12 protein-coding genes are annotated in these 12,492 nt (G+C 53.3%); 3 read left to right on the top strand and 9 right to left on the bottom strand.

Annotated features, from left to right (window positions below):
* Nucleotides 1-93 precede the first annotated feature (93 nt).
* On the top strand, nt 94-900 hold the full coding sequence (rlmA, locus tag LK04_RS07795; protein WP_039335415.1) for a 23S rRNA (guanine(745)-N(1))-methyltransferase: 807 nt from the start codon (nt 94-96) through the stop codon (nt 898-900).
* On the opposite strand, the gene LK04_RS07800 is transcribed toward rlmA, so the two are convergent.
* The 4 genes from LK04_RS07800 to manX all read right to left on the bottom strand — a co-directional run bounded on the left by LK04_RS07800 (nt 897) and on the right by manX (nt 4,134).
* Nucleotides 897-1,355, bottom strand: coding sequence for a DUF986 family protein (locus LK04_RS07800; RefSeq protein ID WP_039335416.1), 459 nt, complete (start codon nt 1,353-1,355; stop codon nt 897-899). The two genes, rlmA and LK04_RS07800, sit on opposite strands and share 4 nt — an antisense overlap.
* A gap of 95 nt (nt 1,356-1,450) precedes the next feature.
* Complete coding sequence (locus LK04_RS07805; RefSeq protein WP_039335418.1) at nt 1,451-2,296, bottom strand: PTS mannose transporter subunit IID; 846 nt, start codon at nt 2,294-2,296, stop codon at nt 1,451-1,453.
* Nucleotides 2,297-2,310: 14 nt separating this feature from the next.
* The gene (locus LK04_RS07810) at nt 2,311-3,111 is read right to left on the bottom strand and encodes a PTS mannose/fructose/sorbose transporter subunit IIC (protein ID WP_039335419.1); all 801 of its coding nucleotides are present in this window, start codon (nt 3,109-3,111) and stop codon (nt 2,311-2,313) included.
* Between the two features lie 57 nt (nt 3,112-3,168).
* Entirely contained in the window at nt 3,169-4,134 is a 966-nt protein-coding gene (gene manX / locus LK04_RS07815; RefSeq protein ID WP_039335420.1) for a PTS mannose transporter subunit IIAB, read from the bottom strand.
* 511 nt (nt 4,135-4,645) lie between these two features.
* Between manX and LK04_RS07820 the strand changes: the two genes are divergently transcribed.
* Entirely contained in the window at nt 4,646-6,214 is a 1,569-nt protein-coding gene (locus LK04_RS07820) for a TerC family protein (RefSeq protein WP_039335421.1), read from the top strand.
* A 259-nt stretch (nt 6,215-6,473) separates the two neighbouring features.
* On the opposite strand, the gene LK04_RS07825 is transcribed toward LK04_RS07820, so the two are convergent.
* The 4 genes from LK04_RS07825 to pabB all read right to left on the bottom strand — a co-directional run bounded on the left by LK04_RS07825 (nt 6,474) and on the right by pabB (nt 11,740).
* Nucleotides 6,474-8,036 carry an EAL domain-containing protein gene (locus tag LK04_RS07825; protein WP_039335422.1) on the bottom strand — a complete coding sequence of 521 codons (1,563 nt, stop codon included), beginning with the start codon at nt 8,034-8,036 and terminating at the stop codon, nt 6,474-6,476.
* Between the two features lie 219 nt (nt 8,037-8,255).
* A complete protein-coding gene (gene sdaA / locus LK04_RS07830; protein WP_039335423.1) occupies nt 8,256-9,620 on the bottom strand; it encodes an L-serine ammonia-lyase in 1,365 nt (454 codons plus the stop codon).
* Nucleotides 9,621-9,811: 191 nt separating this feature from the next.
* Nucleotides 9,812-10,381: a CoA pyrophosphatase gene (locus LK04_RS07835; RefSeq protein ID WP_039335424.1), complete on the bottom strand. Its 570-nt coding sequence runs from the start codon at nt 10,379-10,381 to the stop codon at nt 9,812-9,814.
* A complete protein-coding gene (gene pabB / locus LK04_RS07840; RefSeq protein ID WP_039335425.1) occupies nt 10,382-11,740 on the bottom strand; it encodes an aminodeoxychorismate synthase component 1 in 1,359 nt (452 codons plus the stop codon).
* Nucleotides 11,741-11,850: 110 nt separating this feature from the next.
* Here pabB and LK04_RS07845 point away from each other — a divergent pair, with 110 nt between their 5' ends.
* Complete coding sequence (locus LK04_RS07845; RefSeq protein ID WP_039335427.1) at nt 11,851-12,048, top strand: YoaH family protein; 198 nt, start codon at nt 11,851-11,853, stop codon at nt 12,046-12,048.
* A 12-nt stretch (nt 12,049-12,060) separates the two neighbouring features.
* Here LK04_RS07845 and LK04_RS07850 read toward each other — a convergent pair whose 3' ends face one another.
* Nucleotides 12,061-12,405: a RidA family protein gene (locus LK04_RS07850; RefSeq protein ID WP_039335429.1), complete on the bottom strand. Its 345-nt coding sequence runs from the start codon at nt 12,403-12,405 to the stop codon at nt 12,061-12,063.
* Nucleotides 12,406-12,492: the final 87 nt, after the last annotated feature.

Here is a 12,492-nt window from a genome sequence, read left to right on the forward strand (position 1 = left end):
AAGCCCCGGTCTCAGACCGGGGCTTTTCTTTATCCTTTCTGTTGCCAGATGATCAGGGTAAACTGCGCGCGAATCGCTAACCCGGAGTTATCTATGTCTTTGATTTGCCCCCTTTGCCATCAATCCTTGCAGCAGCAGGCGAACAGTTTTCGCTGTGATGCTGGCCATCAATTCGATCAGGCGAAAGAAGGGTATGTCAATCTGCTGCCGGTTCAGCATAAAGGCTCGCGTGAACCGGGTGATAGCGCCGAAATGCTGTTGGCGCGTCGGGCGTTTCTTGATGCAGGACACTATCAGCCGTTACGCGATGCCGTCGCGCAGACTCTGGCGCAACATCTGAGCGGGCAAACGACACAGCTACTGGATATTGGCTGTGGCGAAGGCTATTACACTGCCGCTATGGCCGAGGCATTGCCACAAGCGCAGCTATTTGGGCTGGATGTGGCCAAAGCCGCGATTCGCATGGCCGCCAGGCGTTATCGTCAGGTGAAGTTCTGTGTGGCCTCCAGCCAGCGCTTACCCTTTGCAGATGCATCACTAGACGGCATCGTGCGCATTTATGCCCCATGCAACGAAGCGGAGTTGAGTCGTGTGGTGAAAGCGGGAGGGTACTTGCTCACTGTCACACCGGGACCGCATCACTTGCAGCAGTTTAAAGCGCTGATCTACAGAGAAGTACAATTGCACGCTGCGGAAGAGAAGTCCTATGAGGGCTTTACTCGGGTTGACCAACACAACCTGCGATATGAAATGACTTTAAGCGGTGCCGAGGCGGTGAGCTTGCTGCAGATGACGCCGTTTGCGTGGCGTGCGCGCGAAGCGGTATGGCAAGAACTGGCGGCAGCTGACAACTTCAACTGCGACGCCGATTTTATTCTGACACTCTGGCAGCGCGTTTAACGCGCTTCAACCAGCGTATTGTAAATGCGCTCCAGGTCGTCGAGCTGTTTCACAGCAATCAGTAAACGACGCTGCTCCAGTTGCATCACCAAAATGCCGTCTTCAGACAAGTTCATACTCTGAATACGGCGATAATCGATCCACACGCTGCCGAAAAATAACCCTTCATTTTTCATCAACAGTTTTGGCGTGCGCAGCCAGAACAGCCAGATGGCCATGAAACACAGCACCATCAGCAGCGTAGTTGTGAGTTGTGGTCCGTGATTGCTAACGTTATTCCAGAGAAGAATCAACAGTAAAACGATAAAGATCCCACTGTCGATCTTATGGCGGCGGCGCAGCGCGACACGCAATTTAGTGGGGCCATGACGACGCGGTAGAATCGCATCATCATAGATGGCAAACAGAGCGAAAGCGAAGATAAGCAGGGCGATCAGCGCGTCAGTCAGTGACATAAAAATATTTCTTCCTCAACCGAATTTACCTCAACGTTGACGCTCAGGTAACGCCGCTGGAAAACAGCCGGGAGCGTTAACTCCCGGCAGATTTTTTACAGACCGAGCAAGCCGATCCAGTAACCGAAGATACCCAAGGCAAAGAAGCCGACGATAATCCACAGTGCGTTAACTTTGCGGCGCAGTAACCACATGCAGCCGAAGGTCAGCAACAGCGGAATTAACCCCGGCATCAACTGATCGAGAATCGACTGTACGGTAGTGACGGTGGTTTTGCCGGTGTGATCGGTAATGCGCGACACCACAAGCGGCACGTTCACATGTGTCCACTTGTTGACCAAGGCCCCCATAACAAACAGGCCGAGAATCGACGCCCCCTCCGTAAGTTTCTGCAGGAAACCGCCGCCCATATCGCTAACGATATCTACACCTTTACGATAGCCATAAGCCACACCGTAGTAACGCGTCAGCATACGCACAGCGTTAAACAGAATGAAGAACAGCAGCGGACCCAACAGGCTTCCGCTCATCGCGATACCGGCACCCAGCGCGGCGAATACCGGACGCACGGTACCCCAGAAGATCGGGTCACCCACACCTGCCAGCGGCCCCATCAGACCGACTTTGATACCGTTAATCGCGGCATCATCAATAGCGGCACCGTTAGCACGCTGTTCTTCCATCGCCATGGTGACACCCAATACCGGTGCCGCCACGTAAGGGTGGGTATTGAAGAACTCCAGGTGACGTTTGATTGCCTGTTTACGGTCATCATTGTTCTCAGGGTAAAGGCGACGGATCACCGGTACCATTGAGAAGCAGAAACCCAGCGCCTGCATACGTTCAAAGTTCCAGGAACCCTGAAACAGGTTAGAGCGGATGAACACACCACGGACGTCGCTCGGGGTGAGTTTCTTTTCAGTGTTAGTTGTATCAACCATGATTTCACCTGTTCCTAGTCGAGTTCGTTGTCGAGGTCGTTGTGCGCAGGACCGGCCGCAGCAGCGCCCGCTGTGCGATTATATTTTGGCGCCAGCTGGATATAGAGAATCGCCATAACCACGCCAATCACGCCCAGTGCAACCAGGTTGAAGTTGGTGAAGGCCGCGGTAACAAAACCCAGATAGAAGAACGGCATCAGGTAGCCTGCACGCATCATGTTGATGACCATCGCATAACCGACGACGACGATCATACCACCGGCGATATTCAGACCATTGGTGACCACTTCAGGAATAGAGTTCAGCAGTTCCTGTACCACGCTGGTGCCGACTGAAATCGCGACAATCAACGCAGGGATGGCGATACGCATTGCCTGCAACACCAGGGCTGAAACGTGGATCCAGCTGATGGCGCTCAGGTTACCTTTCTCCGCGGCCTTATCGGCAGCGTGTTGGAAGGCGACGGTAATGGTACGTACGATAATGGTCAGAACCTGACCGGCAGCCGCCAGTGGGATGGCCAGGGCAATACCGGCACCGACGCTCTGTCCACCGGCAATAACCAGAATGGTAGAGATGATGGACGCCAGAGCCGCATCGGGTGCAACCGCTGCCCCGATGTTCATCCAGCCCAGTGCGATCATTTCAAGGGTACCACCGATGATGATACCGGTTTTCATGTCACCCAGGACTGCACCAATCAGGGTACAAGCCACCAGTGGACGGTGGAACTGGAACTCATCAAGAATTGAACCCATCCCGGCAATACAAGCCACAATAAATATCAGGATGATTTGTAGCGTGGTTATTTCCATTGCTTTTCTCCTCAGCAAGGTCTCAAGTATTCGCCCGCCAGCGCAGGCAAAAGCGAACTACTGATTGACCTTCGCGATCAGGTCCATCATTTTCAGCCTCGGGTCGTTCGAGACTTTACGCACTTCCAGTTCGATGCCACGTTCATTCAGCTTGCGGAAGGCAACGATATCTTTCTCATCGACGGAAACCGCATTGTTGACCTGGGTTTTACCCTGCTTGAATGCCATACCACCAATATTGACCGACTTGATATCAACGCCTTGTTCAACGATCCGTTCCACATCGGTAGGATTGGTGAACAGCAGCATCACGCGATCGCGGCCATATTTCGGGTTATTCCACACGCGAATCATCTTATCGATGTCCACAACGTGCGCAGTGACGCCCGGCGGTGCCACTTGGGTCAGCAATGTCTTACGCACGGTGTCGTTGGCGACTTCATCGCTGACGACAATGATGCGTGTGACGTTGGTCTCTTTGGTCCAGCGAGTAGCCACCTGGCCGTGAATCAGACGGTCATCGATACGGGCAAGCCCGATCTTCATATGTTCATCTGGGCCGAGTGGTTTTTGCGGTTGGGCAGGGGCTTTTGCCGCGACAGGGGCTGGTGCGGCTTGGGCAGGGGTTTCGGTCTTCAAGGCTTTTACGCCTTCCCGACCGGCTTCCACCGCAATGTGAATCAGTTCCTCCAGTGACGGGTTGTCATCACGGCCCATCAGGGTTTCAACCAGCATCGGGATGTTCACCCCGGCGATGACATCGTAACCCGGCTTGTCCACCACAATGCGGCTGGCCGCGTTGAAAGGACTGCCACCCCAGGTATCGACCAGGAACAGCACGCCCTTGGACGTATCGAGATCGGCCAGTCGCGCCTGATACTTTTCAATTAGCGTTTCTGCATTTTCGCCGGGCACGAAATCAATCCATCCGACATTTTCCTGCTCACCCAACAACATTTCTGCTGTTTTAAGCAGCTGTTCTGCCGCCCAGCCATGTGTACCAATTACAATAGCAATGGTCACTTGCTACCTCCGTTCGCATGAGAGATTCTCTGGCTTCGCCGGGAATCATTGAGAATTACCGTTGTTGTTTCAGGTGGATCGTTTTGGTCTAAGATGAAGAAACGCATCAATAAATAATCCGAAACTGTCCGCTGCACAGCGATAAGGTCGCGATTTATTTTAGTGTGCGAAAAAATAATTTATGTGATGTTTGTCAGCTATTTCGAGCGTAACCCTGCAAAATTGCATTTAACTGCGTGATTCATGCGTTAGCGCAATTGTTTGTAAATGTAATAAAATTTTTTGACGTGGTTGATGTAACTGATACATTAGCGATCTGTTTAATATTCAGGAGTACCGGGCTTCAGCTCACCTTTATGGACCGTCACCGACGTCGCTCAACTTGTTCTCAGCGCTTTCTGGCGCATGCTTCAACGCTCTTCAGCGTGACCTCAATTGCTAACGATCTTCCGTCTCGCCCTCTGGCGCAGGCTCAGTTTCGTTCGCCCATTTGTGTTGTAAGGAGTCATTGATGGAAATTCTCTTCGACCCCTCAATTTGGGCGGGTTTACTGACGCTCATCGTGCTCGAGATCGTTCTCGGTATCGATAACCTGGTCTTTATCGCTATCCTGGCGGATAAATTGCCGCCGAAGCAGCGCGATAAAGCGCGTCTGATCGGCCTTTCCCTCGCATTAGTGATGCGACTGGGCTTACTGTCGTTGATTTCGTGGATCGTGACATTGACACGGCCCCTATTCAGCGTAGGCGATTTCAGTTTTTCCGGGCGAGATTTAATTCTGTTGTTCGGTGGCTTGTTCCTGTTATTCAAAGGAACCATGGAACTGCATGAGCGGCTGGAAAGCCGGGGCATGGATCATCAGGGCAATAAAGGGTATGCCAGTTTCTGGGCAGTGGTGATTCAGATCGTGGTGCTGGACGCCGTGTTCTCACTCGATGCGGTGATCACCGCCGTGGGTATGGTGAACCATCTGCCGGTGATGATGACCGCCGTAGTGATCGCCATGGGTGTGATGCTGTTGGCTTCTAAACCGTTGACGCGTTTTGTGAATGAGCACCCAACGGTGGTGGTGTTGTGTCTGAGTTTCCTGTTGATGATCGGTTTGTCACTGGTGGCAGAAGGCTTTGGCTTCCACATTCCGAAAGGTTATCTGTACGCCGCGATTGGCTTCTCTATCGTCATTGAGTTGTTCAACCAGATTGCGCGCCGTAACTTTATTCGTCATCAGGAACATCGCCCGATGCGCGAGCGTACCGCCGAAGCCATTCTGCGTCTGATGGGTGGCCGCCGCCAGAGTCATCAGCCGGTCACCACCGAAGAAGCCGCTTTGACGCAAGCGATGCCGCAGGAAGCGTTTAAGGACGAAGAGCGTTACATGATCAACGGTGTGTTGACGCTATCTCAGCGCTCTATCCGCAGCATCATGACGCCGCGTGGCAACATCTCGTGGGTCGACGTTTCGCGCCCACTGGATGAGATTCGTATTCAGTTGCTGGATACGCCACACAGCCTGTTCCCGGTATGTCGGGGTGAGTTGGATGAAATCATCGGTGTAGTGCGCGCGAAAGAGCTGCTCGTGGCGCTGGAACACGGTATGGATGTTGCGACCTTTGCCGCTAATACGCCGGCAATCGTGGTGCCGGAAACGCTGGACCCGATCAACCTGTTGGGCGTCTTACGCCGTGCTAAAGGTAGCTTTGTCATCGTCACTAACGAGTTTGGTGTGGTGCAAGGTTTGATCACCCCGCTGGACGTACTGGAAGCCATTGCCGGTGAATTCCCGGATGAAGATGAAACCCCAGACGTGATTGCCGATGGTGATGGCTGGTTAGTGAAAGGCGGAACCGATCTGCATTCACTGCAGCAGTTGCTGGATTATCATGAGCTGGTGAACCCGGAAGAGGACCATGCTTCGCTGGCCGGTTTACTGATCGCCCAGAAGGGCCAACTCCCACAGCCAGGTGAAGTCATTGACTTGCCACCGCTGCATTTCCAAATCATTGAGGCTACGGACTACCGCATCGATCTGGTGCGTGTAACCAAAGACAAGCCGCATGATGATGAAGAACATGAAGCGTAGATATTAAGATAATATCGCTACAAGTAAGGCCGTCGAAAGACGGCTTTTTTGTTTTTGGAAGATTAAACCGCTGCCGCCTTTGATTACCCTATACAACGCGCATGATGCTTGATAAAGCCGGTAAAGGGGAATGAGGAGTAAAGCGTCCGCCGCAAGGATGCGGCGGTCGAGGCTACAGGGAGGTATTTACGCCGACTTTACGGAACATCCCCTTTACTGGCTGTTACACGCCGGCCCTGCAGAAATCTCCACCTACATCTTACGCACTCAAATGCGCCAAATGCTGCTCCAGCCACACCGGGAAATCCTCAATTGGCATCGGGCGGGCATAGTAGTAACCCTGCAAATGGTCGACACCGCGTTCACGCAGATAGTGCGCCTGCTCAGCGGTTTCGACACCTTCGGCGACCAGCGCAATATTCAAACGCTGTGCCAGGGAAATCACCATATCCGTGACTGTAGCGTTAATGGCATCGGTGCCAATCGCTGCGGTAAAAATCTTGTCAATCTTCAGCACGTCTGGCTTCAGATCCTTAAGGTAGGCAAGGGAACTGTGGCCGGTGCCGAAATCGTCAATCGCCAAACGCACGCCAATTTCATGCAGTTGTGACACCACAGACTGATCAATCACCGGTAAGGCATCGCGTTCGGTTAGTTCCACCACCAGTTTCGGTAGAGGGTTTGCCGGCCACCAAATACTCTGTAAGTCTTCTACTATCGCGCGGTCGCGGAAATGGCTGGCAGCGACGTTAATGGCAATATGGAAAGATGGACACTGCGGCAAATTTGGCAACTCATCCACGACTTTTGCCAGAACAAAACGGGTCAAGGGTGCAATCAGATTTTGACGCTCAGCCAAGGGGATAAACACATCGGGGGCAATCCAACCTTGACGAGGGTTATGCCAGCGCAACAGCAGTTCAAAGCCATCACATTCGCCACTTTTTGCATTAATCAGCGGCTGGCAATACACCATAAATTCGTTTGCTGTGATGCCGTAACTGATCTGCCAGCTCAGGCTCATGCGATTCGCAGTAGCCAGCCAAACGATGTAACCGATGAGCAAACTCAGCAGCACGGCAAGAGGCAGCTGAGAGGGAAGCGTATTCAACGCCAGACGAGCCGGAGAAGGTCCATACAACGTAATGCTAAACGGATAACGCAGCGATGACTGATCGTAAGCCACCTCATCTTCCGATGGCACAGTGTGTTCAATCAGTGGATTACCGTACTCCAGGCTTTGACCGCCCACATTGAAAATGGCACGTTCAACCCACGGCAACTGTGGCTCCAGCAGGTAGTTGGTCATCAACTCAACGTTAATCACCTGCAGCAGACCATCGCGGTTATCCAGCGACTTAGGCGTCCACAGCAACAGCACTGGAGAGCCCTTCAACAGATAGTTATCTGTGGTGAGCATCATGCGTTGGTTATTAATCGCCAGCTCAGGGTAAGTCTGGCTAAAGGAAATATTGCGTGGGCCATAAATGCTGGAGCAGTAAATGCTGTCGTCCTGCACCAGCAGGATAGTGCGAACGGTCTGCAACGCCGAGATTTTCTCAATCAGCGGATAGCGCACTTGCGCACAGGGCACGCCAACCAACCCAAGGGTGTTGTTGGCTGACACATCAAGTGGCGAGAACATGCGGTCAAAGCGCTCAATGGCGCGCGAGGCGAAATTTAATGACTGCTGCTCAATACGCGACTTCTCTTCGATATAGCGAAAAGTCAGCGTAAGAATCAGAACCAGCGCTGCGATCACTAACGCAATAAGCAGGCGCTTACGGCGAAATTGACCGACAAATTGCTGGGGAATGAGCATCAGTAACCACCTTGCAAAACAAAGATTGAAGCCAAATTAACGTGTAGGTTATCGGCATAGAGGCGGCCAGGTTTAGCGTGCCTTAATAAATAATTCGGCACTAAAAAACAGCGCGGCCACTAAGGGCCGCGCGCAAATCAATGTATATGGTTTACTCACTCTGAGGTAGAGCAGGATGCAGAAAAAAAGTTCAATTGGCGCTTTTTTCATCGTTAACGGTCAATCGCACTGCACCTTAATTGCCAGTCCACCACGTGAAGTCTCACGATATTTTGCATTCATATCTTTGCCTGTCTCATACATGGTCTCGATCACCTTATCCAGTGAAACGCGGGGTTCGCTGGTGCGGCGCAGCGCCATGCGTGCGGCGTTGATCGCCTTCACTGAAGCAATGGCGTTGCGTTCAATGCAGGGCACCTGCACCTGTCCCGCTACCGGATCACACGTCAGACCCAGGTTATGTTCCATACCAATTTCTGCCGCCACACACACCTGCTCTGGGCTGGCACCCAGCAACTCGGCCAGACCGGCCGCTGCCATAGAACAGGCCACGCCGACTTCACCCTGACAGCCGACTTCCGCACCGGAAATGGAAGCATTCATTTTATACAGCACGCCTATCGCACCTGAGGCGAGGAAGTAACGGACGAAAATGTCCGGGGTAACCGTTTCAATAAAGTGATCGTAGTAGGCGAGCACTGCCGGAACAATGCCACAGGCACCATTCGTCGGCGCGGTCACCACACGTCCGCCTGCAGCGTTCTCTTCGTTCACTGCCAGCGCAAACATGTTGATCCAGTCGATAACGTTCATCGGATCGTTGGAGTGCTTGGTCGAGGAGACCAGTAAACGGCGCAGTGATGCCGCACGGCGTGGCACGCGCAACGGACCAGGCAATACCCCTTCGGTATTCAGACCCCGATCAATACAGGCTTGCATGGTCTGCCACACGTTGCCGAAGTAGTCATTGATTTCGTCACGTGTATGTAGCGCCAGCTCGTTCTTCATCACCAGGCCGGAAAGGGACAGGCCGGTTTCGCGGCAGTGACTGAGCAACTCTTTGGCGGAGTTAAATGCGTACGGCACAGAAACTTCATCCAGTACCGATTGGCCAAAATGCTCTTCATCGACGATAAAGCCACCGCCAATGGAATAGTAGGTTTTACTGAGGATCAGCAAATCACCCGCGAAGGCAAACACCGTCATGCCGTTTTCGTGCAGCGACAGGTTTTCACTGCGGAACACCATGCCCCCTTCGCGCGGGAAATCGACTTCGTGAGCCCCTTTTGCCAGCAATAACCGTTCACGCTGTTCAACGTCTTTAATAAAGGCAGGAATGCTATCGATATCGACCGTAGCGGGTTCGAAGCCGGCCAGCCCCATAATAATGGCGATATCGGTATGGTGACCTTTGCCCGTCAGCGACAATGAGCCGTACACGTCGACTGAAACGCGCGTGACGTCCTGCAGTTTGCCTTGTTCGACCAACAGATCAACAAACTGCTTGCCCGCTTTCATCGGACCGACAGTATGTGAACTGGATGGGCCAATACCCACTTTGAACATGTCGAAAACACTAATCACCGGTGACACTCCTCACAAATCTTATTTTGCACGGCCAGAGCCGTTTATGCGGCTAATAGTAATCGCCTGCGTGCCGCAACGAACAGCTTTTCGCATGAAATAAACTAATTATAAACCACAGAAATAGTTATCCATTTACCCCGTGGTGAAATACAGCGAATGGGTCGAGGAAGGTGAACGATACGGGAAAATCAGGGAAGGGCGATTTGCTGGCCGAGGGAGCGGATAATACCTGCGGTCATGCCCCAGATAAAATAATCTTCATACCACGATAGCCACACCTGATGCTGGCGATGTCCGCGACGCAGCGTCATGCCACTGTAACGACTGATGCGCAACGCTTCGGCTAATGGCATGGCAAAGGTACTTTCTACTTCATCTGGATTGATGTTCAGCGGCAATCCAGCGGGGATAACACCTACCACCGGTGTCACGGCAAAGCCCGTACTGCTGGTCACCGGCGGCAACACGCCAACGACCCTGACGTGTTTTGGCTGTATGCCCACTTCCTCTTCCGCTTCACGCAGTGCGGTAAAAACCAGTGAATCATCGGTGGCGTCCTGCATGCCGCCCGGGAAGGCCACCTGGCCTGCGTGCTTGCGTAAATGCGATGAACGACGCGTCAGCAGCAAACCGGGTTCTGGCCCATCGATCACCGGGACCAGCACCGCCGCCCGCCGCCCACTTATCGCGCTTTTAGGCACGGTGAGCGGGGGTTGCATGACAAAACGGTTCAGGAACTGCTCCAGGGTCAGACTCATTTAGACCTCGCCGCTCAGGCAGGGGAGGATGCGGTTAACCTTGTGAAAGGTCTCCTGATATTCCAGTTCAACATCGCTGTCCGCCACGAGCCCCCCACCGGCAGCACAATAAAGCTGCTGGTTCTCGGCAATCAGGGTGCGGATCGTGATGCTGGTGTCCATACGGCCGCATAAACTGATGTAACCGATGCTGCCACACCAGGCGTTACGGCGCTGCGGCTCTAACTCTTCAATGATCTCCATGGCGCGGATCTTTGGCGCGCCGGTGATGGAGCCACCAGGGAAGCAGGCACGCAGAAGGTCCGTGGCCGTGAGATGTTGCGGCAATCGGGCGCGAATGGTGCTGACCAGGTGGTGAACAGCGGGGAAAGGCTCCACCACAAACAGCTCCGGCACGCTGACACTGCCTGGTTCCGCAACGCGGCCAATATCATTGCGCAGCAAATCAACAATCATTAAGTTTTCGGCACGGTCCTTCTCGGAATGGGCGAGTTTCTCTGCCTGCAACCGATCGGCGTCAGGATCCGCAAGGCGCGGCAACGTGCCTTTAATCGGACGGGTTTCAATCTCTTGCTGCTGGAGTGAGAGAAAACGTTCCGGCGACAAGCTCATCAGTACGCTTTTTGGCAAACGAATAAACGCACTGAATGGCGCGCGATTATCACGATTCAAACGCAGAAAGGCCTGCCATTCGTCACCCTGATAGCGCGCCTGAAAACGTTGCGCCAGATTCACCTGATAGCAGTCACCCGCCTGAATGTAATCCTGCACCGCCTGGAAACGATCCGCGTACTGTTCAAAAGTCAGGTTTGACTGCCAGTCACTGGTCAGTGCAAAGGTTTTGGGCTGCGGTACGGCTTGCGCTTGTAGCCAACGCCAGCGTTGTTCGGCATTCACCAGTGAAATAAGGGTTAGGGTGCGCAGTTGATGGTCAGCAATTAGTGCCCAGTCATAAATGCCTACAGCCATATCCGGCGTAGTGAGATCCTGCTCGGCACGCTGTGGCAGCGTTTCAAAGCGTCGTCCGAGATCATAGCCAAAGAGGCCCAGTGCACCGCCCTGGAAAGGCAGCTCGGGGTGACTTTCAGGTTTAATGCCCAGCTCATCACACTGCTGCTGTACCAGCTGCAGCGGGTCGTCGGCAGAGAGCAGCACTTTACCGTCACAGTCGATCTCAGTGATGTCGCCACGCGTGGTCAGGGTAGCGCGTGGATCGGCGGTCAGAATATCAAAGCGATTATCTGCATGTTCGGCATGACCGGAAGTGAGCAACATCGCCCATGGACGATGGGCCAGGGCAGAAAAACGGTGCAATAACGTATCCGGGGTATACTTCAGGCTAAGCGTGTGTACGGTCATCGGGCAAATTAATCCAGCAAGCAAGTGCGTAGCCTGGCATATTTTTTTGTGGCTGGCACCTGTTTGTTCCGCATGGAATAATGCGCCCCTTTTCGCACCAGGAGTGAATCATGTTTACAGGTCTTCCGGCTTTATCTCATGAACAGCAGCAACAAGCGGTTGAACGTATCCAGGAATTGATGGCAGGCGGTATGGCGAGTGGTCAGGCGATTGCGCAGGTGGCGCAGGAGATCCGCCAAACTTATCAAGGTGAAGGGATTCGGGCGCTTTTCGAAGACGATGAGTCAGAAGAAGAGGCCGACGAGTAACGCCCGAACACTTTATAATGCGGCGATGATCTTGATTTCGACTTTATATTTCGGGTTCATCAGGCCCGCCTGCACGGTGCAGCGTACCGGTGCATTACCCGGTGATACCCAGGCATCCCATGCACGATTCATCGCCGGGAAATCCGCTTTGTCGACCAGAAAAATGGTGGCATCGAGGATTTTGCTCTTATCTGATCCGACGCGAGTCAAAATCGCGTCAATCACCGCCAGCGCGTTGGCGGTTTGCGCTTCCGCATCTTCATCCAGATTCTCTGGCACGCTGGTGTAATACACGGTTTCGTTATGTACGACGGCTTCGGACATACGATGTTCGGGATCGATACGCGTAATGGTCATGGTGTTCTCCTGTAAATTCGCTGCGCTAGCCTGCCATAACCCATGGGCCGCTGTCATCTGTTGTGGTCGCCTCACGGGAATCCTGAC

This window comes from Pantoea vagans, assembly GCF_001506165.1.
Classification (GTDB): domain Bacteria; phylum Pseudomonadota; class Gammaproteobacteria; order Enterobacterales; family Enterobacteriaceae; genus Pantoea; species Pantoea vagans_C.

What these genes read in the sequence shown, in the direction of transcription:
- rlmA (WP_039335415.1), top strand. Translation starts at nt 94, where the DNA reads ATGTCTTTGATTTGCCCCCTTTGCCATCAATCCTTGCAGCAGCAGGCG.
- LK04_RS07800 (WP_039335416.1), bottom strand. Translation starts at nt 1,355, where the DNA reads ATGTCACTGACTGACGCGCTGATCGCCCTGCTTATCTTCGCTTTCGCT.
- LK04_RS07805 (WP_039335418.1), bottom strand. Translation starts at nt 2,296, where the DNA reads ATGGTTGATACAACTAACACTGAAAAGAAACTCACCCCGAGCGACGTC.
- LK04_RS07810 (WP_039335419.1), bottom strand. Translation starts at nt 3,111, where the DNA reads ATGGAAATAACCACGCTACAAATCATCCTGATATTTATTGTGGCTTGT.
- LK04_RS07820 (WP_039335421.1), top strand. Translation starts at nt 4,646, where the DNA reads ATGGAAATTCTCTTCGACCCCTCAATTTGGGCGGGTTTACTGACGCTC.
- LK04_RS07825 (WP_039335422.1), bottom strand. Translation starts at nt 8,036, where the DNA reads ATGCTCATTCCCCAGCAATTTGTCGGTCAATTTCGCCGTAAGCGCCTG.
- LK04_RS07835 (WP_039335424.1), bottom strand. Translation starts at nt 10,381, where the DNA reads ATGAGTCTGACCCTGGAGCAGTTCCTGAACCGTTTTGTCATGCAACCC.
- pabB (WP_039335425.1), bottom strand. Translation starts at nt 11,740, where the DNA reads ATGACCGTACACACGCTTAGCCTGAAGTATACCCCGGATACGTTATTG.
- LK04_RS07845 (WP_039335427.1), top strand. Translation starts at nt 11,851, where the DNA reads ATGTTTACAGGTCTTCCGGCTTTATCTCATGAACAGCAGCAACAAGCG.
- LK04_RS07850 (WP_039335429.1), bottom strand. Translation starts at nt 12,405, where the DNA reads ATGACCATTACGCGTATCGATCCCGAACATCGTATGTCCGAAGCCGTC.